Below are 21,863 nucleotides of genomic sequence, written 5' to 3'. Positions count from 1 at the left end.
TGTAGAAGGAGTGACGCGAATGAGTCGAGCTACGGAAAGCATACCTGCACCGGTGGAGCTCCAGCAAGGAAGGAATTACGCAGAACCCAAGCGACAGCATCCATTTATCAGAAGCCTCAAGAAGCATTGGGAGCTGTATCTACTGGTGCTTCCTCCCGTATTGTATCTGTTGATCTTCAAGTACATTCCAATGGTTGGTGTACAGATTGCCTTCAAAGACTTCAGTGTCGTTAAAGGAATCTGGGGCAGCCCTTGGGTTGGACTGAAACACTTTGAAGCCTTTTTCGAATCCCCGAACTTCTGGCTGCTGATCAAAAATACGATTGGGATCAGTTTCTACTCGTTACTCGCCGGATTTCCCATTCCGATCCTGCTGGCGCTTGCGCTGAATGAGATCCGAACAGGATACTTTAAAAAGACCGTCCAGATGGTCACGTACGCTCCGCATTTTATCTCCACAGTCGTCATGGTATCCATTATCATTCTGATGCTGTCACCGCATGTGGGTGTTGTAGACAAGCTATTTACCTTCCTGGGTTTCCCGATGACCAACTTTATGGGCATTCCCGAATACTTCAAATCCATCTATGTGTGGTCGGGTGTATGGCAGGGCATGGGCTATTCATCGATCATTTATATCGCGGCTCTCGCTGGCGTTGATCCATCCCTCTATGAGGCAGCGAAGATGGACGGCGCTTCAAGGCTTCGTAAAATCTGGCATATCGACCTTCCAACGCTCGTACCAGTCACCGTCATCATGCTGATTCTTAGCTTGGGCAGCATTATGGGCGTGGGCTTTGAAAAAATATATCTAATGCAGAATCCGCTTAACACGAGCGCTTCAGAAGTCATCTCGACGTATGTGTACAAGGTCGGTCTGATTGGGGCCAACTTCAGCTTCTCCTCGGCGGTAGGATTGTTCAACTCCGTGATCAACCTGATCCTGCTGGTTATCGTCAACGGCATTTCCCGCAAAGTATCCCAGAACAGCTTGTGGTAAAGGAGGAGCTCATCCATGTTCAACCTGATGAATCGTAACCGGATCAAGGACCCGCTCGGTGACCGTATCTTCATGACATTCAACTATATCTTTCTGTTCGCTATACTTCTAACGGTGTTTTACCCGCTCTTGTATATCATCAGTTCTTCATTCAGCTCCTCGCGTGCCGTTACATCCGGTCAGGTGTGGCTGTACCCGGTAGACTTTAACATTAAGGCCTACATCTCTATTTTCAAAAGCCAACAGCTCATTCTCGGTTTCTACAACACGATCATCTATACCGTTGTAGGCACATTTATCAATGTGGCGCTAACGGTCATGCTCGCCTATCCGCTATCGCGCAAGTCGTTTTACGGACGAGGTGCCATTATTATTTTCATGATGATCACGATGTTCTTTGATGGCGGTCTGATTCCAACGTATCTCTTGATGAAAGACCTTCATCTGCTGGATACACGCTGGGCGATGTGGCTGCCAGGGGCGCTCGCAGTGTTCCAGGTTATCGTAGCGAGAACCTTCTTCCAGTCTTCCATCCCGGAAGAGCTGGGGGAGGCGGCGGAAATGGACGGATGCCGGGACATCCGGTATTTGATCAGCGTAGTTCTTCCATTATCAAAACCGATTCTGGCGGTCATGACCCTGATGTATGCGGTGGGCCACTGGAATGCGTACTTTGATGCCCTGATTTATCTTCGTTCCGAGAAGTTGTTCCCGCTCCAATATGTGCTGCGCAATCTGCTAATTCTTAACGCGGCAGACCCAGCAATGTTGGCCAATACGAGCCAGCAGCTAAGAGATCAGGGGTTCGAACAGGTCCTGAAATACGCACTGATCGTAGTTGCCAGCATTCCTATTCTCATCATGTACCCGTTTGTGCAGAAGCATTTTGTTAAAGGGGTTATGGTTGGCTCGCTCAAAGGATGATCTTTGTCATCTGCTTCCGTTACGCCACTTGAAAGGAGGTGGGGGAACACTCCGGCTTCCGGGATAAGGTTTAACACGAGTACGTAATCAGAATGTTATGCCGTTTTCAACAAAAAGGAGGAGTCAGATTGAAAAAATCTTGGATTTCGATGTTGTTTCTGGTCTTTGCTTCGATGGCTTTGTTGTCCGCATGTGGTTCATCCGAGGATGCGGGTACAGGGAGCGACGGTAGCGGGGAGAGCGGTGGCCCGGTAACGATGACCTTCTTTGCCCCACAAGGTAAAGCGTCCATGGAAGAAAATGAGTTCACCAAATTTATCGAAGACAAGTTCGATGTTACCCTGAAATGGGATCTGGCCCCGACGGACGCTCTGCAAGACCGCAGACAGTTGCTGCTGGCGAGTGGCGATTATCCTGAAGTGTTCCTCCATGGCAAGTTCACGACCTCAGACCTTCAAACGTACGGAAAACAGGGCGTGTTCCTCCCGCTGCAGGATCTGATCAAGCAGTACGGTCCGAATCTGACCAAGATGATGGAGGAGAAGCCGTACTTCAAAGAAGCGGTAACTGCGCCGGATGGCAACATCTACGCTCTGCCGATTTTCAATGAATGTTACCACTGTACGTACGCTCAGAAATACTGGATTAACACCGAGTGGCTGGACAATCTGGGTCTCAAAATGCCTACCACGACCGATGAACTTTACACGGTTCTGAAGGCATTCAAGGAACAAGACCCGAATGGCAATGGCAAAGCCGATGAGATTCCACTCACCGGTGCACCCAACAAGTACGTATGGAATGGCAACATCGATGCCTATTTGATGAACAGCTTTATCTATAATGACAACGATAAATATTTGATTGTGAATGATGGAAAGGTTGACTTTGCAGCGAACAAGGAAGAGTGGAAAAAAGGGCTGGAATACATGCATAAGCTGTATTCAGAAGGCCTGATTGATCCGGCTTCCTTCACACAGAACGATCAGGCAATCGGGCAGTTGGGTAACAAGGAAGGGGATGAGGTGGTCGGCTCTATAACGACAGCGCTGGTCAGCTACCTTGTGAACACGTATGACAAAGATATCACCCGCCACCAGCACTGGGACATCGTGCCTCCACTGAAAGGGCCGGATGGTGTGCAGACGACAGGCGCTACGCAAAGCGTAGGTGAGTTCGAGTTCGCCATCACCAATAAAGCGACCGAAGCACAACAGATCGCAGCGATCAAAATTGTAGATTACATGTTCAGTGAAGAAGGTGCCCTGTATGCAGAGTACGGTCCGACAGAAGGAAAGGGCTGGAAGAAGGCGGATGCCGATGAGAAAAACATCAATGGTGAGCCTGCCAAATACAGCTACTATAACCTGCCTGAGCGTGACCCAAATGTTGTAGTCAACGAGAGTTGGTCACAGATCGGAGCACATGACTTGTCCAATACGTTCCGCAATCTGTTTGCAGAAGGTCAGAATCCACTGGAAGCGGAGGGTTACGGTACACGTCTGGCGCAAGCAACCAATGTATATGAACCTTATGCGCCAAAAGAAGTCTATCCTGCGAACGTATTTATCCGTCCTGAAGATACAGAAACCGCTGCGCAGCTCACGACGGCCGTTAAGGATTACGTGATGACCAATATGGCTCAATTCATTATCGGCAGCAAGAGCATCGATAAGGAATGGGACGCGTACGTAAAAGGTTTTGATGGTCTGGGACTCAGCAATTACCTTGAGATTTACCAGCGTGCGATTGAGAAGAATCAATAAAGATTAATGGTTTCATGAATGAGGCTGTCCCGATGTCAACACAGAAATCGGGATGGTCTTCTCCTTTTGACAACCCCACTTCATCCGATATAATTTACTGAATATTTATGGAAAATTAGCGACCGGATTGGCGCGGTTGTCATTCCAGCTTATGCAAAATGCTCATACGTATAAACAGTGGTGGGGGGCCTCGGAGATGAACAACAGTTGGTTTAGACGTTTGCTGCTATCGTATTTGCCTGTTTTTTTTATCGTGACCACAATCCTGTTTATCATTTTCTTTCAGGTATTCAATGAACAGAACCGGAGAGAAGCACTCAAGGCCAATGAATTTCTGGCGTCACAGGTAACGCAATATTTGGACAATTCACTACGTTCCATCGACTTCAAGGTGCTGCGTGATATTTTGACCAATCCCAACCTGAAAAATTATTATTCGGTAACCGGAAGCGAGGATGTGTATGCCGGAATTCAAGCAGTCCAGGTTATTGATGAATTAAAAATAGAGTATCCGCTGATTGATTCCATATATCTGGTGAGATACAACGACGATACGGTATTCAGCAACGGCAAGGCGGTGCCGATTGAGGAATTCCCGGATGCAACGTTTATTAAAGACAGTCGTGCTGCGGCAACGCAAAAGTGGGTGGGGGCGAGATCCTTTAAGGCATTTCCAACCGAGGAAGGAAAACAGGTCATTACACTCATTCGCGGTGTCGGAAACGGCACGGGCCTTGTCGTTGTTAACGTCGATCTGCCGACCTTGCAGAAATCCATCATGCAGATGTATGACCCTGAATTCACTTTCGTGAATATCTTCAATCGCTCGGGCGGCAATCTGTGGGACGGAGCAATGCAGGGTGGAATTACAGCAGTTTCTCCCAAAACAGACTCAGGTGAAGTGTTCTCCGAGTTTACATCCAGCTACAGTGGCTGGAAGGTACAGACGGGGCTGAACAATGGCAAGATCGTCAAATTTGCCCTGAAGTTTTATAATATCTGGTTTGTTTTTGCCGTTGCCGTTGTCCTTATTGGTGTGGTGTGGGTGATCTATGTGACACGTAGAAATTACAAGCCCATCCAGCAGATTGTCACGTTGATTGAGACGGTGGCTTCGCAGAAACAGCCAGGGGCGGGTTATACGAAGGATAACGAGTTTCGTTTTATCCAGACTACGCTGGAGCGAATGATCGATCAAACCAAGCAATATCAGGAAGAGCATGAAGAGAACCTGATTTTGCAGAAGAAATATTTCTTTCAGGAGCTGCTGGAGGGTACGCGGGACTTTACCGGCAATGAACTGACAGCGGAGATGAGCAGGTTCAAGCTCCCGCAGTTAGAGGATCGATGGGCTGTAATGGTGGTGGAGATCGATCAGTATTCCCGATTCATGGAGGAGTACCACAATCAGGATCAATCCCTCCTGAAATTCGTGTTATCCAGCATTCTACAGGAGAGTGCAAGGCACGAGGGCACCGAAGTGTGGGCTGAGTGGATATCGGATCAGCGTCTGTATGCCATACTCTGGATTCCCGAAATGGAGAAAGGTGAGGAGACCGAGCAGAGACTGCTCTCCGGTTATCTTGACAGGGTTGGGCAGTATTTGAACTTCACCGTAACCATCGGTATTGGAAGAGTCGCAGTGGATGTCCGTGGTCTGAGAGCTTCGCTGAAGGAGGCGGTGCATGCCTTGGAATACAAGGCTGTGCTCGGCATGAATCGTATCATTCCATGCGGGGTGGTACCGAACTCAACGAATGATGTGTATGAATTCCTGAAGACGATCTCTTTGCTGGTACAGGCGATGCGACTCTCGGAAGATGTGTGGGAGAAGCATTTTGACCGCTTATTCGAACAGATCCATGAATCCGTGCTCTCCCGCCAGGAGATTATGAATACGGTCCAATTGCTGTTCCAGCACTATAACCGGGAGTTCGCAGAACTTCCACGAGAGTATCAGGAGCGATGGGCATCTGTATTTACACCACTTCTTCCTAGGTTGGAAGGTTGGGAGACGTTGGATGATTTACGCGCGCTGTGCTGGGAAGGCTTCCGTGAGCTGGCTGATGAGATGCAGACGCTTCATTGCTCCAGAAAACATCGATCTCATATTCTTGAAATTCGCAAGTATATTGAACAGAACTACAACAACCCCGACCTGTCACTAAATTATCTAAGTGATCTATTTGATATCAATCCGAAATATTTAAGCAAGCTATTTAAGGACGAGATTGGTGAGAAGTTCGTGGATCTTCTGATTAGTCACCGTATTGAGAAGGCGAAACAGCTCATGCTGGAGACGGATAAGGCCATTCAGGAGATCAGTGAGGAAGTTGGGTATACGAATTACAATTCCTTCAATCGGGCGTTCAAGAATGTGGTGGGTGTTGCGCCTAGCGACTACCGAAAAGCCATGTGAGCCCATGCACCAGACTAAGCCGAACTCATAAGGAGAATATGCATATGGACTATAAAGATGCTTCGCTTTCCGTTCAGGAGCGGACCCAAGATCTGCTCGGGCGGATGACCACGGAGGAGAAGATAGGGCAGCTGATCCAGCCGATGGGGTGGAAGACTTATGTGAAGGAAGCAGATGGTACGGTTCAGGTTACGGATGAGTTTAAAAAGGAAATCGCAGAGGGCGGGATTGGGTCTTTATATGGAACACTTCGTGCTGATCCCTGGACGGAAGTGACGCTGGAGACTGGCCTGACGCCTAGGCAGGGAGCTGTTGCCACCAATGAAATTCAGCGGTATGCCATGGAGAACTCCCGGCTGGGCATTCCCATTTTGTTCGGGGAAGAGTGTTCTCACGGGCATATGGCCATTGGGGCAACTGTATTCCCGGTGCCGTTAGCAGTAGGAAGTGCTTGGAACACGGAATTGTACCGCAAGATGTGTGAAGCGATTGCTGTGGAGACTCGGAGCCAGGGAGGAGCGGCAACATATTCGCCTGTGCTTGATGTAGTACGGGACCCGAGATGGGGACGGACGGAGGAATGTTTTGCCGAAGATCCATACCTGATCGGTGAATTGGCGGTTGAAGCGATAAAAGGTTTACAGGGTGACCGGCTCGATTCTAATCGGACGATTGTGGCGACACTCAAACATTTTGCAGCCTATGGCAGCTCGGAAGGTGGGCGCAATGCTGCTCCGGTGCATATGGGACTACGAGAGCTGCACGAGGTGGATCTGCTGCCGTTCAAGAAAGCAGTGGAAGCCGGAGCATGTTCTGTCATGACAGCGTATAACGAGATTGATGGTGTGCCTTGTACGTCGAGTTCATATCTGCTGAATGATCTCCTACGCGTGCAATGGGGTTTTGACGGATTTGTCATTACTGACTTTGGTGCAATTCAGATGCTTGTCAATGGACACAACACCGCGGAGAACGGGGAGCAGGCCGTTGCTCAGTCGCTTAAGGCAGGGGTGGACATGGAAATGTCCGGGTACATGTACCGCAAGCATCTCGGGCAGGCCCTGTCGCAAGGATTGATTGAAGAGAAGGATCTGGATACGGCGGTAAGGCGGGTACTGGAGATGAAGTTCAGACTGGGCTTATTCGAACAACCTTTCGTTGATCCTGACTTTGCAGAGCAGGTGATCGGATGTGAAGAACATATTCAGCTGGCGAGAAAAGTCGCGCAGGAGGGAATCATTTTACTCAAAAATGAAGACAACACCCTTCCGCTCGGTAAAACAAGTACAAAACTGGCGGTCATTGGACCGAATGCGAACCACGTCTACAACCAGCTTGGCGACTACACCTCGCCGCAGCCGAGAGGACAGATCGTTACGGTACTGGATGGGATTACGCGCAAGCTTGGTGCTGACACCGGAAAGGTGCTGTACGCACCGGGCTGCCGGATCAAAGGGGATTCCAGAGAGGGCTTTGCGCAAGCGCTCGCCTGTGCTGAAGAAGCAGATACTATCATTATGGTGATGGGAGGGTCAAGTAGCCGGGATTTTGGCGAAGGGACCATTGATCTGCGGACGGGGGCATCCGTTGTTACGGATGATCCATGGAACGATATGGAATGCGGTGAGGGGATAGACCGATCGTCTCTGAACCTGATGGGTGTTCAACTGGAACTGGTGCAAGAAGTACATAAGCTGGGGAAACCGGTTATTGTCGTATATATTAACGGACGGCCCATTGCCGAACCCTGGATTGATGAGCATGCATATGCCATTGTGGAAGCGTGGTACCCCGGGCAGGAGGGGGGCAACGCCATTGCAGATATTCTGTTCGGTGATGTGAATCCATCTGGTCGTCTTACCATCTCCATTCCCAAGCATGTAGGTCAGCTTCCGGTCAACTACAATGCCAAACGTACCCGGGGCAAGCGATATTTGGAGACCGATCTGGCACCACAATATCCGTTCGGTTTTGGGCTTAGTTATACAGAATTCAAGTACGAGAATGTAAGAGTTGTGCCGGAAGTGATTGGACCAGACGATGAAGCAGAGGTGCAGGTGGAGGTCACAAATACGGGAGCGGTTGCGGGAAATGAGGTTGTACAGCTGTATATTACGGACGTATCGGCTTCGGTCACCCGTGCCGAAATTTCACTGAAGGGATTTCGTAAAATCCATCTAGAGCCGGGACAGACCCAGACGGTGACGTTCCCTGTGCAAAAAGAACATCTAGAGCTGATCGATTCCCGTCTTCAGCCTGTTGTGGAGCCGGGTGAATTCAGACTGATGGTTGGTAGCAGCTTCAGAGACTGGACTGCTTGTAGTTTACACATCCAGAAGGTGGGGGTGGAGGTATGATTCGAATTCAGAGATTCATTCAGGATCTGACTCAGCAGCAATGGAGGGATACTATTGAACTTCCAGAGTGGCAGATGCAGAAAGCCAAGTATGTCCGGCCAGGGGAATATGAGTATGAACAGAAGAATGCGGCTGTTCAAAGCTTGAATCCACTCCATAGTAACCATGGAACGACTTATTTTCTGAGCAAAACCGTAGAGATTCCGGCCAATTGGGAGGAAGATGTGGTCGGATTGATCTTCGAGGCCAGGGGTGAAGGGCTGCTGAAGGTGAATGGCGTGCCTTATCACGGACTGGACCGCAATCATAGGTATGTACCGTTACCGAAGAGCCGTGTGGGAACTACGCCATTGCTGGAGATTGAGCTATATGATCCCATACCGGAACCACATGACCCCTTGAATCGACAGGCGGTCATCCAGCCGCCAATTCAGGGCATCCGAGCCGCTTTGGTTCGTGTTAATTCGCCTTTACAGAGTCTAATGTATAGCATTACGGTACTTTCAGAATCACTCCGAACATTGCCGGAGAAAGACTTAAAGCGCACCCGTCTTATTCGGGATGTTCATCAGGTGATGGATAAGATGTACAACGAGCCTGAGCGCTGGAGTGAAGCGGCGTGGGTGCAGCATTGGGAAGAATGGCTCGCACAGTCGGTGCAGGAGGAAGACCCGGAAGAGTATCGAGACGGATTCATGCATTTGGTTGGGCAATCCCATATCGACATTGCCTGGCTGTGGCCTGTGCGTGAGACTGTGCGCAAGTCCAGCCGCACCTTCTCCACGATGTGTACTTTGATGGATGAGTATCCGGAGTTCGTGTATTCGCAGAGTCAACCACAGCTGTATGCATTCGTGAAAGAGCACTATCCTGAGCTGTACGAACAAATCAAAAACCGAATTGCCGAAGGCCGCTGGGAACTGGTTGGTGGCATGTGGGTCGAGCCGGATCTAAATATTCCGAGTGGCGAGTCGCTTGTGCGTCAGATCCTGTACGGGCAGAACTTTTATCAGGAGGAGTTCGGCAAGCGTTCAAACATCGAGTGGCTTCCTGACACTTTTGGCTACTGTGCTTCGCTGCCACAACTGCTCAAGCTGGCTGACATTCCTTATTTTATGACCACCAAGCTCAATTGGAATGATACCAACGTTTTCCCGTATGATCTGTTCCATTGGGTAGGTATTGACGGCACCTCGGTGCTTGCGTATCTCAATCACGGAGTGAATGAGCATACCCGGCCCAAGGATGTGGATGAGCACTGGCAATCCTACAAGCAGAAGGATGTACACCCCGAGCAAATGCTGCTATATGGGCATGGCGATGGTGGAGGCGGGGTAACGAACGAAATGGTTGCGTTCGCAGAGCGATCCCATTTCATGGTTGGGCAGCCCATTAGCAATTTCAGTACAGCAGGCGCGTTTTTCAAAGAAATTTCGAACAACAATCCTAAGCTGCCCAAATGGCATGGCGACTTATATCTGGAACTGCATCGTGGAACCTATACAACTCATGCACGCAACAAAAGGAGCAATCGCAAAGCAGAGGTGTTGTATCGGGAAGCTGAAATCTGGGGGCAGTTTGCCGGAGTTGAAGCAGCACAGGCGAAAAGTGATCTGGATGAAGGCTGGAAGCTGATCATGCTGAATCAATTCCATGATATTATCCCGGGCACGTCCATTCCCGAAGTATACGTAACATCAATGGAAGAGTATACGAAAGTATTCGCTCTGGGGACAGCGGCTATGAATGGTACCCTAAGTAGTATTGAGGACCGCATTGCGACAGATGGCTTCGACGGTCTGCCCTATGTTGTATTTAATAGCCTAGGCTGGGAGCGGGGAGAAGTTGTTACGATTACAGGCGACGAGAAACTGAGCGGTTTAGCAGCGTTTGACCATCGGGGTAATCGTCTGCCGAGTGACCTGGAGGCAAATGGAGACGTGCTGACCTTGTCAGTCTATGTCCCATCCATTCCGGCCTTTGGGTATGCCACGATATGGCTACGCCAGGCACCGGATGCCAATCTTCCTGCATTGAAACAGGATGAATCTTTCCCTTCTGTCTGGGAAACGGACTTTTACACGCTTGAATTTAACGATGTAGGAGAGATCATCAGATGGTATGACAAAACCATGCAACGGGAGTGGCTGAAACCGAGCGATAAAGCGAATGAGTTACAGTTTTTCCATGACAGGCCAACATATTGGGATGCTTGGGATATTGATCCGCGGTTTGAATCGCAGCGTGCAGGAGTGGCAGAGCTGATCTCCAGAGAAGTAGTACAGCGTGGAGTAACGCAGGATATCCTTCGGTTTCACTGGAAGTTAAACGAGTCCGAGATTCACCAGGATATCATTCTATATCGTCATCAGCGACGTGTTGATTTCAAGACAAAGGTGAACTGGGCGGAGAGTCATAAGCTGCTCAAAGTGGCTTTTCCCGTTGATTTGGTATCAGCGAAAGCAGCCTATGAAATCCCGTTTGGTGCGCTGGAGCGCCCTACTCATAACAACACCAGCTGGGAGCAAGCCCAGTTTGAAGTGTGTGGTCACCGCTGGGCGGATATCTCCGAGGGCAACAGTGGTGTAAGCCTGCTGAACGATTGTAAATACGGATATGACATCAAGGATCAGATGATCCGTCTTTCCCTGCTCCGTGCTCCTAAATGGCCGGATGAACATGCTGACCAGGGTGAGCATGAATTCATGTATTCCCTGCTGCCGCATCAGGGAGATTGGCGGGAAGCGGGTGTGGTACGACGTGCGATGGAACTGAACCACCCGGTTCGGGTTGTTGCAAGTGACCGACACTCTGGCACATTGCCAGCAGAGCACAGCTGGGTTCATTTCCATAGTGAACATGTCATTCTGGATACAATCAAGGCTTCCGAGGATGGCACGGGAACGGTACTTCGTTTCTATGAGTCATCTGGTGGAAGAGAAACGGTTCAGGTTCACTGGGCTGACGCGCGTATACAGACGTCTGTAGTCAATCTGTTGGAGGATGAAATCATGCCACTAGCTTGTCATGAAGGGAAGTTTGAGCTGACGTTCAAGCCATATGAAATTCAAACCGTGAAGTTGGTCTCAGCAGATTAGTTTCAGGAAACCGGATAAGAAATGATCGGAGAAAAAGGAGTGACCGGGTAGGGGTCGAAAATTGTATAGAGCATTCCGTCCATCATGAAGGCTCACCAGGAATGAAAAATCAAATACCGATTTAACGGGAGGGTATGGCATGAAATTAACAAACAAGATTGGCGTTATCGTGGATAGCTTCGGTGTAGGTGTACGTGAAGGATTAAGCAAAGCGAAGGATGTAGGTGCAGAAGGCGTACAGATCTATGCAGTCCATGGAGAGATGGACCCTGAGAACCTCTCTCCGACAGCTCGCAAGGAGTTAAGAAGTTATATCGATTCTCTTGGTCTTGAAATTTCTGCCCTGGTTGGCGATTTGGGCGGTCACGGGTTCCAGGTCAAGGAAGATAATCCGTGGAAAGTAGAGAAGTCCAAGCGCATCGTGGATCTTGCTCTGGATCTAGGTACAAATATCGTCACAACACATATCGGTATTGTTCCGCACGATCCCTCCTCCGAAGTGTATGCCACACTGCATGCCGCATGTGAGGAACTGGGCCAATATGCCAAAAGCGCAGGAGCCTACTTCGCGATTGAGACGGGACCGGAAACGGCAGCAGACCTGAAAGGGTTTCTGGATACCATGTCGACTAACGGGGTTTCGGTGAATTTTGACCCGGCAAACATGGTGATGGTTACCGGAGATGACCCTGCACGAGGTGTTCATCTGCTCAAGGATTATATTGTGCATACCCATGTGAAAGATGGTGTGCGCCTGAAGGAAGTAGACCCGAGGGACGTATACGGTGCAGTGGGATATGCCCCTATGGATCATGAGAAAATTGCCGAAATGGTCTCTTCCGGAACGTTCTTCCGTGAGGTACCGCTGGGCGAGGGCAGTGTGGATTTTGACGCATACTTTGCAGCCCTTCGGGATATTGGCTATAAAGGTTATCTGACGATTGAACGCGAGGTAGGCGACCAGCCGGAACAGGACATTCGCAAAGCGGTTAAATTTATCCAACAATACCGATAGGGAGCTGAGCAGATGAAAGTGGGCCTGAGTACGTATAGCTTGTTGAACGATCTGAATTCGGGTGAAATGACGGTTTTGGATATCATCGACTGGATTGCTGCAAATGGTGGCGAGCATATGGAGATGGTTCCGTATGGTTACACCGTGGAGGACAATCCTGATCTCGCCGACGCCATTCGGGAGCGCGCTGCTTCTGCGGGTATTGAGCTGTCCAACTATTCGATGCCTGCGAATTTCGTGCAGGAGACGGAAGAAGCTTTTGAAGAAGAGATAGCTCGGGTCAAAAGACATGTCGATGTTGTACACCGGATGGGTGTAAAGCATATGCGTCATGACGTAACGGCGTTTACTTTGCCTAAGGAGAAAATGACCATTGCCTGGTTTGAGGAAAATTTGCCGCTGATGGTGAAGGGAAGCCAGATCATTGCTGATTATGCTGCACAGTTTGGCATTACAACAACCATTGAGAATCACGGCTTCAGTGTGCAGGCCAGTGACCGTGTGCAGCGTGTGCTTCATGCCGTAGATCGTCCCAACTTCAAAACGACACTCGATATCGGCAACTTCATGTGCGTGGATGAGAATCCGATTATCGGGGTCATGAAAAATCTGCCGTACGCTTCTCTGGTTCACTTCAAGGACTTTTATTTCCGCCCTTATGATGAGCATCCGGGTGAAGGGGAATGGTTCACAACCGCTTACGGCAACTTCCTGCGCGGTGCCATTGTGGGGCAAGGGGATATTCCAATCCGCAAAATTGTGAGGCTGATTAAAGACTCCGGTTATGATGGTAACATTACGATTGAGTTTGAGGGCATGGAGGAATGCAAATCTGCTTCCAAAATCGCCATGAGCAACCTGCGCCGCTTCTGGGAAGAGGCTTAGGGCAATCATTTAGTTTTACATTGTGGGGCCACTTTAAGGAAGTGGCTCTTTTTGCACTTCTTATGTTGAAAAATATACTCGTCTTTGTGTTAAATAAGTCATTATTCAGGGATGCCCAGTCCCGTGATTATGATAAAGTATAATAAAGCGAAGCGCTTTCATATTTTCGGATCAAGAAAATTATAAATAATATTAATAGAAATGGAGAATGTAGATGACGAACTTATCGCTCGAAATTCAAAATGTGGACGGTGTGGTGCTCGAAACGCGGACGGACAGTGAACTAGTAAATCTTGTGTACAGACAGGCCTATGGATCAGGGGACAGCATCGTTCTAAGAAGCTCTGATGTAAACGTATATCTGATCATCCAGCTGGAGGATTCCATGAACCCGGCTTTCGTTTATTTTACAGGTGAGGAGTATCGTTATGCCATTCCTTTTGACGAGAAACGAGTGTCCTATTCACCAAAGTCATTTACGGGTGACAAGCATGTTCTACATGCTCGGTTGGCTACACGTGAAGAGATTGAGGCATATAAAAATGTAGCGCTGAATCCTTATGATCAGCATGGAAACGAAAGCTGTTTTCCCCATGCCTCCGCCAACGTGGAAACCCGTGGAGAGTCCGTATTTGCAGCACGTAACGCCATTAATGGCAACAGCGCAAATGATTCACATGGCGAGTGGCCTTACGAATCTTGGGGGATCAACCAGCGGGATGATGCTGCCATTACAGTCAACTTTGGACGTACGGTGTCTATCGACAAAGTAGTCCTGACCTTGCGTGCAGATTTTCCCCACGATAATTTCTGGGAGCGGGTTACTCTTACCTTTTCCGATGGCAGCTCCGAGCAGGCCAGTTTGATCCAAACTCATAAACCACAAACGATCGCAATTCAGTCGAAGGACGTGGAATGGGTAACGTTAAGCGAACTGATCAAGTCGTCAGATCCCTCTCCATTCCCGGCATTAAGTCAGTTCGAGGTGTTTGGTCGCGAAGCCTAAATTCATTAACATTAATTGGTTCTCGATAAGGATTAAGTTACGATCATCACAAGTATGGTATAATAGATCTATTCAGCCTGGAAAATGACTGGCTATGGATAGGGGAGATCACTGATCTATGCAGGTATTCGAGGACTGGAACCAGAAAGTGAAAAAAACGTTTAATGCTACGAATCCCGAGGTTGTATTGACGGTATCTGAAGCAGGGAGTTTGCTCGGTCTGACCAAAGATCAGATGAAACTTTATGTAGACAAGAATAAACTAACTAAGGTCCCGATCATGAGAAGTGTTCACCGATACCTCTTGTTGAAAAGTGAAATAGATAGCATCGTAAAAACGCGCTAACCTCATAGGATCGACCGCAGCCATTTTACCGACAGGATTCGGGAGAGTGGTTTTTTTTTTTGCGAAGACACCGAGGATAAAATAAGGATTACAGGACAATCCTACCAATGGATGAACTTTGGTTCCCAGCACCACTGGGAGTTAAATCAAGAGCGGTCAGGGCCTCTTTGGAGAGGGGGCCTTGTTCTTAGAGATGCTTATGGAAATACCTTCTTGTCAATGGACAACCTATTCGTATATACTCTTGTCGCAAGTGGCAGGAATGGTTCAATTACATGATATCAAGGAGATGAAGCACGAATGGCAATTAGCTTGAATGTGTATCTTGTAACAGATGGTAACGGACGTGAAGCAGTGGAATTTTATAAAAAGGCATTTGGAGCGGAAGTGCTGGCACTCCAGACATTTGGCGATGGTCCTTCCAACCCAGATCACCCCGTACCTCCCGAAGCGAAAGACCGCATCATGCATGCTTCCTTGCAGATTGGAAGTTCTGTATTGATGCTATCCGATACATTCCCTGGTATGCCTTATATTGTGGGTAATCATGTGAATGTCACGGTGAACACAGATACTGCCGATGAAGCCAAAGCAATTTTCAACCAGCTGCAAGACGGTGGCGAAGTGAAAATGCCGATCCAGGAAACATTTTGGAGTCCAGCCTACGGTATGGTTATCGATAAATTTGGCGTTCAGTTCCAGATCAGCTGTGTTGCAGCCAACCATCAGTAAATTGAGAGATAGTGTCTCTGCCATATAGGTAAAGTGAAAAAACCTGCAAGGAATGTGTATACTTTCTAATCTAAAATTAGACTTCTTTCTGAATCTTGGAAGGGTTGTTGATTTTGTAAGGAACAGGATTTCTGGTCAGTTTCTTCTTGATAATCTTTGCTTCAAAAGTAAGCACATCACCAACCTCAAGCTCCTGCTTCTTGATCGTGGCACTGTGACTGGACCAAGCTTCGCCAACGTCGATAACTTCGGGCTCGGTGATCGTAACGGCTTCATAGATAATGACTTCATCATCATTGTCGGAGAAGTGGTTCGGCACGGTCGTAAATTCCTTTACAACAGCGGACATTTTCACTTTACCCTCCGGCAGATCAATCTTGATCGATTTGGCTTTACCTGCGGTTTTTGCCTTTGGTTTAGCAGCGCTGCTTGTGGCCCCGTTTGCGGGTCCAACATACTCTTCCACCAGACCATCAGGGTCGCCTTTTAGTTCGGAGGAGGTATCATCGTCATCCGTGTCCACATCCAGTTCGGAATCAAAGTCACTCATACCGGATGGAATCTTATCCGAATAGGCAGCAACAGGATCTTGTGCAGCATCAGAGCTAGGGATCTCTTCTAAGTTGGTTGTAACGACTGGTTCATTAGATTTGTCTTTTGCCGTGCCTGCTCCAACCGAACTTTTTACATTATAGCTGGACGCCTGCATTTCTTTCAGATAAGAAGGATGAATACAGTGTTTCTGATCATTGTCCAATTGAATGACTGCTGCCATATGATCGACAAAGCCAATGATGGTGCAAGGCATATTCAGCCCATTCCCTTTATAATAGAACGTTTTGACCTTCGTTGCTTTTTCCGAAAGTAAGCCCCATTCCTGGCACTTCTCAATCAACTCGTCTTCGTTCTCCAAAGCGGTATAATACTGCGGTTCGATCATAAAAGCATATGCCATAACGAATTTCCGCCTTTCCCATCAGTTCTTCATGTTCATCGTTGCCAAATTACACTCAGTGTATCACAAAAGTGGACCCTTCGATGAGGAATATAAAAGCGCCTGAATAGGCGCCTATGGTATAATTTTCGGTAGACAACGGGTGGGCATTACCACAATGAAGTCATAAACAAAAACCCACCGTTAAACCAGGTTGAACGCCTGTGGTGGGATTTGCTCTGCATCTGAACAGACGCGCGCCGTGAGAGGATTTTACCTCTCCATATTGTCTATTCTTATGTTACCATAGGCATTTTATACAGGCAAATGAGTGACTGTTCCTACATTAAAAGTTAATATTTTTTTATAAATATCTTCAAGGAGGATGATCTCCATGGGCACAAAAGTGAATCCTCAAACTCTATGGCTTGGGGTAGGTATTGCCATTGGAACGAGTATTGGTGTGGCAACAAACCAGATCGCCCTGGGGGTTGCCTTTGGTGTGGCATTGGGCGTCGTGGTTGGATCTGTCGTTAGCAAACGTGCAGGCTCGGGGCTGGATGATATGCTGAGTGAACATGTCAAGGAATTGTATAAGCAGGAGGAATGGGAAGAGGTACTTGAGCGGTCCCAGGATCATCCGGTGCTACTTCTGAAACACAGTACGACTTGTCCAGTCAGTGCGAGAGCATACAGGGAGTTTATGGCCTTTGTGGGCTCGAATGCATCAGATCCCGCACAAAAGATGGAGTACCGGATCGTCAAAGTCATCGAAAGCCGCTCGCTTTCCCGCCGCATTGCGGAAGATACCGAGGTTCACCATGAATCGCCTCAAGTCCTGCTGCTGGACGGTGGCCAAGTTATTCAACATACGTCACACGGGAAAATTACCCGGAAGAGACTGCTGCAATGGGCCCAGAATCCGTTTGGATAAAGGGCACCCAACATACATAGACCCGTTTCCTTCAGCTGATCGCTGAGGGGAACGGGTCTTTTTTACGCTTTTTTTACACCCTGGCGTGGATTTCTTTACCCCCTTTTTACAGCGTTTCGTATTACGATTTCATATGTAGAAGGTTGCAAGAACGGTAGAGAGAGGGAGGGGAGCACATGGTGAATGATGCAACGATAATTGGGCTGGTTGTGCTGTTGTTTGTGGTGTTCTGGGGATTTGTGAAATTTTGTGAGAAAGCATGAATGTATAGGGCGTGAAAGGGGAGAAGCCGTATGATCGTCATCGGCATGATTGTGCTCGCACTGGTAGTCTATCTTGGTTACGTGCTAGTGAGGCCGGAGAAATTCTGATGGTTGCTTGGGGCACGAAACCAGAAGCACTCGGATCGTCGATTTTAGGGAGGAAATGCGGATATGAGTAGCGGTTTATTACAAGTGGCGGTGACGCTGCTGATCATCATACTACTGGTGAAGCCAGTGGGGAGTTATCTGGTGAAGGTGTTTGACGGCAAACGAACAGGACTGGATCGGATATTTGGTGGGCCTGAGCGATTGCTGTATCGATTGATGGGGGTGAAGGAGAACGAGTCGATGGGTTGGAAAAAGTACCTGTCAGCCGTACTCATCTCAAACTTCGTCATGCTGTTATTGATGTTTCTGGTGCTGCGGATGCAAAAGTATTTGCCGCTCAACCCGGATGGCATTGGCAATATGCCTGCGGCACAGGCCTTTAATACAGCTGCATCGTTCATGACCAACACGAACTGGCAGTCTTACACGGGCGAGAACGCACTGTCGTATCTATCACAGATGCTGGCCGTGACGTTTCCGATGTTCACCTCAGCGGCTACAGGCTTCGCGGTCGCTATTGCATTCATTCGCGGCCTGGTAGGCCGCCGGGATGAACTGGGGAACTTCTACGTCGACGTGGTACGGTCGATTACGAGAATCTTTTTGCCGCTGAGCTTCATTGTGGCGTTGTTCCTCGTATTCCAGGGTGTGCCGCAGACACTGGCGGGAGCGGTGGACGCAACCACACTGGACGGGGCACAGCAGACGATTAGCCGCGGGTTGGTCGCTTCGCTGGAGTCGATCAAACACTTGGGTACCAATGGTGGAGGCTGGTTCGGAACCAATGCCGCGCATCCATTTGAGAACCCCACAGCGTTGTCAAACCTGGTGCATATCGTCTGCATGATGCTGCTTCCTACTGCGCTGGTTTACGCCTTCGGCATCATGGTGAACAACCGGAAGCAGGGCTGGACGCTGTTTGCGGCCATGAGTTTACTTTTCCTCGTAATGCTGACCACGGTATTTGTTTCGGAATATCGCGGTGTGCCGGCGCTGGATGCGGTGGGAATCCAAGGTAATATGGAAGGCAAAGAAGTCAGGTTTGGAGTATCCGAATCGGCGCTTTTCACAGCGGTGACTACAGCAGCCACAACCGGGTCAGTGAACAATATGCATGAGTCGCTCACCCCGCTTGGTGGCATGGTTGCACTGGCTGAGATGATGCTCAACAACGTATTCGGCGGTAAAGGAGTAGGTTTGCTCAACGGATTGCTCTATGTGATTCTGGCTGTGTTTATCTGTGGATTGATGGTTGGGCGAACTCCTGAATTTCTTGGTAAAAAAATTGAGGGTAAGGAAGTGAAGCTCGCATCTATCGCGCTGCTCGTTCATCCTTTGATTATTCTGGCTCCGACCGCGCTGGCGCTTATGCGCCCTGAATCTGTCGCTTCAATTTCGAATTCAGGCATGCATGGTCTGACCGAGGTGTTATATGCCTTTGCATCCGGGGCTGCCAATAATGGATCGGCGTTTGCCGGGCTGAATGCTAACACGGACTTTTACAACATCGCCATTGGTGTGGTAATGCTGCTTGGAAGATACATTTCCATGATCGCGATGATGGCCATTGCCGGATCACTGGCCACCAAACGGGTTGTTCCCGTAACAACGGGTACACTGCGTACACACACGCCTCTTTTTGCAGGCATTCTGGTGATGATGATTGTGGTAGTTGGAGCGTTGACGTTCTTCCCATCACTGGCGCTTGGACCGATTGCAGAACATTTGGCGATGATCCGATGATGGACGGTACGGTGATCGGATATGGGAATAGGAGCAAGGACGTAAAGTACGGAGGTGGATTATCACAATGAATGTTGTAGAACGAAAGAAGGAGCAGACAGTGGAAGGATTAGACAGAGGCATCATCAGAACCCAGGTTAAAGGAACGAGAGGTTCGGGGACGGATCCCGGTACGCCCAAAAGAACTAAAACATTAAGTCGGGACATTCTGCTCCAGGCATCTCTGGATGCCTTCAAGAAGCTGAACCCGGTCGTCATGATCAAAAATCCGGTGATGTTTATCGTCGAGGTCGGCACACTCATCACATTGCTGTTATGTATCAATCCGGATCTCTTTGTTTCATCCGAGGCAGGACGAGGGTACAACATCGCGGTGTTTCTCATCCTGTTGTTCACGTTGCTGTTTGCCAACTTTGCTGAAGCACTGGCAGAGGGACGGGGCAAAGCTCAGGCAGATACGCTGCGCAAGACGAAATCGGACACCACTGCGAAGCTGGTACAGAAAGACGGAACCATCAAGCAAGTGTCTTCGACCCAGTTGAAAAAAGGAGATATCGTCCGTATAGAAGCAGGCGAACTGATTCCCACGGACGGTGAGATTATTGAAGGGCTGGCCTCTATCGACGAGTCCGCCATTACCGGGGAATCGGCTCCCGTAATCAAAGAGGCGGGCGGTGACTTTTCCTCCGTTACAGGAGGCACGCGGGTTACTTCCGACTATATCGTGATGCGTGTGCAGACTGATCCGGGGGAGTCATTCCTCGACCGGATGATCTCACTCGTTGAAGGTGCACAGCGCCAGAAAACGCCGAATGAAATTGCGCTGACCACACTGCTCGCCGTGTTGACGCTGATATTCCTGATCGTCATCATGACCATGGTGCCAATGGCGAATTATTTGGGCATCCGGCTCGATCTGGCTACCCTTATCGCATTGCTTGTCTGTCTGATTCCGACGACGATCGGCGGGCTGTTATCTGCGATCGGTATTGCGGGCATGGACCGTGTAACGCAGTTCAACGTACTCGCCATGTCGGGTAAAGCGGTGGAAGCGGCAGGCGATATTGACACGCTAATCCTGGACAAAACCGGAACAATTACGTACGGCAACCGCATGGCCTCGGAGTTTATTCCCGTTCAGGGCGTATCTGCACAAGAGATGACTCGGGCTGCGCTGCAAGCTTCCGTGGTGGATGAGACACCAGAGGGACGCTCGGTCGTCGAATTGGCTGTTAAGCAGGGGGAGAACTGGGCGGAGACAGAATATGCAGATGCAGAACATGTGAACTTCACCGCAGAGACCCGCATGTCGGGTCTGAATCTAAGCGGTGGGAAGCAGATTCGCAAAGGTGCGGTGGATGCAATCAAACGCCATATTTCCTCCCGTGGAGGACGGATACCCGGCGATTTGGACGATATAGCGAACCGAATTGCAAAGGCTGGGGGTACACCGCTTGCTGTTGCGATTGATGACCAGATTTATGGTGTGATCTATCTGAAAGATACAGTGAAACCAGGGCTGAAAGAGAAGTTTGCGGAGATGCGAGCCATGGGTATCAAGACGATCATGTGTACAGGGGATAATCCCCTGACGGCGGCGACCATTGCGCTGGAAGCGGGCGTGGATGATTTTATTGCCGAGGCCAAGCCGGAAGACAAGATTACCGCGATCAAAAAAGAGCAGCAGGAGGGCAAGCTCGTCGCCATGACCGGCGACGGCACCAACGATGCTCCTGCTCTGGCGCAGGCCGATGTAGGCCTGGCGATGAATTCGGGCACCATGGCGGCCAAGGAAGCGGCCAACATGATCGATCTGGATTCTGACCCGACCAAGCTGTTGTCGGTGGTCTCCATTGGCAAGCAGCTGCTCATTACCCGCGGTGCACTGACGACATTTTCGATATCCAATGATATTGCCAAGTATTTCGCCATCATTCCGGCCATGTTTATTCTAGCCATGCCGCAGCTTCAGGCACTCAATATTATGAATCTCGCTTCACCGCAGTCCGCGATTCTGTCAGCGCTGATCTTCAACGCCATCATTATTCCACTGCTAATCCCAATCGCCATGCGGGGTGTAAAGTATCGGGCCATGTCCGCGGAGCGGCTGCTTGGACGGAATGTGTTCATCTATGGCGTGGGCGGTGTAATCGTTCCTTTTATCGGAATTAAGCTGATTGATCTGGTACTGTCGGGGCTTCACCTGGTATGAGGTATTAACTCTAGATTTGAATAACATTTACACGAAAACGTAGAGGGCAGAACAAAACTGGAGAAGCGTAGCGTTCGCCTTTATCCCCGGATTTTATCCCTTGGGAAAGGGAATCAAAAAA

General features: G+C 49.2%; 16 protein-coding genes. 15 read left to right on the top strand and 1 reads right to left on the bottom strand.

The features are described from left to right. The first annotated feature begins 19 nt into the window (after positions 1 to 19). The 11 genes from MHB84_RS11930 (at position 20) to MHB84_RS11880 (ending at position 15,548) form a co-directional block, all read left to right on the top strand. Positions 20 to 1,000, top strand: coding sequence for an ABC transporter permease (locus MHB84_RS11930; RefSeq protein WP_024629462.1), 981 nt, complete (start codon positions 20 to 22; stop codon positions 998 to 1,000). A 15-nt stretch (positions 1,001 to 1,015) separates the two neighbouring features. Further along, positions 1,016 to 1,924: a carbohydrate ABC transporter permease gene (locus tag MHB84_RS11925; protein WP_256716943.1), complete on the top strand. Its 909-nt coding sequence runs from the start codon at positions 1,016 to 1,018 to the stop codon at positions 1,922 to 1,924. A gap of 128 nt (positions 1,925 to 2,052) precedes the next feature. Beyond that, the gene (locus tag MHB84_RS11920) at positions 2,053 to 3,690 is read left to right on the top strand and encodes an ABC transporter substrate-binding protein (RefSeq protein WP_083679136.1); all 1,638 of its coding nucleotides are present in this window, start codon (positions 2,053 to 2,055) and stop codon (positions 3,688 to 3,690) included. Between the two features lie 196 nt (positions 3,691 to 3,886). Next, entirely contained in the window at positions 3,887 to 6,109 is a 2,223-nt protein-coding gene (locus tag MHB84_RS11915) for a helix-turn-helix domain-containing protein (RefSeq protein WP_076291955.1), read from the top strand. A 44-nt stretch (positions 6,110 to 6,153) separates the two neighbouring features. After that, positions 6,154 to 8,466, top strand: a complete 2,313-nt coding sequence (locus MHB84_RS11910; RefSeq protein WP_076291954.1) for a glycoside hydrolase family 3 N-terminal domain-containing protein — start codon at positions 6,154 to 6,156, stop codon at positions 8,464 to 8,466. After that, positions 8,463 to 11,564, top strand: a complete 3,102-nt coding sequence (locus MHB84_RS11905; protein ID WP_076291953.1) for an alpha-mannosidase — start codon at positions 8,463 to 8,465, stop codon at positions 11,562 to 11,564. The genes MHB84_RS11910 and MHB84_RS11905 overlap by 4 nt, the downstream gene beginning before the upstream one ends. A gap of 139 nt (positions 11,565 to 11,703) precedes the next feature. Further along, positions 11,704 to 12,579, top strand: a complete 876-nt coding sequence (locus MHB84_RS11900; RefSeq protein WP_076291952.1) for a sugar phosphate isomerase/epimerase family protein — start codon at positions 11,704 to 11,706, stop codon at positions 12,577 to 12,579. A gap of 12 nt (positions 12,580 to 12,591) precedes the next feature. Further along, positions 12,592 to 13,464, top strand: a complete 873-nt coding sequence (locus tag MHB84_RS11895; RefSeq protein ID WP_063566455.1) for a sugar phosphate isomerase/epimerase family protein — start codon at positions 12,592 to 12,594, stop codon at positions 13,462 to 13,464. Between the two features lie 214 nt (positions 13,465 to 13,678). After that, positions 13,679 to 14,470, top strand: coding sequence for a carbohydrate-binding protein (locus MHB84_RS11890; protein WP_076291951.1), 792 nt, complete (start codon positions 13,679 to 13,681; stop codon positions 14,468 to 14,470). A gap of 118 nt (positions 14,471 to 14,588) precedes the next feature. Next, positions 14,589 to 14,816, top strand: a complete 228-nt coding sequence (locus MHB84_RS11885; RefSeq protein WP_053782996.1) for a hypothetical protein — start codon at positions 14,589 to 14,591, stop codon at positions 14,814 to 14,816. Between the two features lie 300 nt (positions 14,817 to 15,116). Further along, positions 15,117 to 15,548, top strand: coding sequence for a VOC family protein (locus MHB84_RS11880; RefSeq protein WP_076291950.1), 432 nt, complete (start codon positions 15,117 to 15,119; stop codon positions 15,546 to 15,548). Between the two features lie 76 nt (positions 15,549 to 15,624). On the opposite strand, the gene MHB84_RS11875 is transcribed toward MHB84_RS11880, so the two are convergent. Then, on the bottom strand, positions 15,625 to 16,503 hold the full coding sequence (locus tag MHB84_RS11875; protein ID WP_076291949.1) for a hypothetical protein: 879 nt from the start codon (positions 16,501 to 16,503) through the stop codon (positions 15,625 to 15,627). Between the two features lie 373 nt (positions 16,504 to 16,876). On the opposite strand from MHB84_RS11875, the gene ytxJ reads away from it, so the two are divergent. The 4 genes from ytxJ (at position 16,877) to kdpB (ending at position 21,742) form a co-directional block, all read left to right on the top strand. Further along, positions 16,877 to 17,416 (top strand): bacillithiol system redox-active protein YtxJ, encoded by a 540-nt coding sequence (gene ytxJ, locus MHB84_RS11870; protein ID WP_175380905.1) that lies wholly within the window; start codon positions 16,877 to 16,879, stop codon positions 17,414 to 17,416. A gap of 293 nt (positions 17,417 to 17,709) precedes the next feature. Continuing rightward, entirely contained in the window at positions 17,710 to 17,787 is a 78-nt protein-coding gene (locus tag MHB84_RS31385) for a potassium-transporting ATPase subunit F (protein WP_072735816.1), read from the top strand. Positions 17,788 to 17,850: 63 nt separating this feature from the next. Beyond that, on the top strand, positions 17,851 to 19,530 hold the full coding sequence (gene kdpA, locus MHB84_RS11865) for a potassium-transporting ATPase subunit KdpA (protein ID WP_076291948.1): 1,680 nt from the start codon (positions 17,851 to 17,853) through the stop codon (positions 19,528 to 19,530). Positions 19,531 to 19,597: 67 nt separating this feature from the next. After that, entirely contained in the window at positions 19,598 to 21,742 is a 2,145-nt protein-coding gene (gene kdpB / locus MHB84_RS11860; protein ID WP_256716942.1) for a potassium-transporting ATPase subunit KdpB, read from the top strand. The last annotated feature ends 121 nt before the right edge of the window (positions 21,743 to 21,863 follow it).

The sequence above is a fragment of the Paenibacillus sp. FSL F4-0087 genome (assembly GCF_038020215.1).
GTDB classification, from domain to species: domain Bacteria; phylum Bacillota; class Bacilli; order Paenibacillales; family Paenibacillaceae; genus Paenibacillus; species Paenibacillus taichungensis.
The sequence above is the reverse complement of the archived record's forward strand: the minus strand, read 5'-3'. Positions and strand labels throughout refer to the sequence as shown.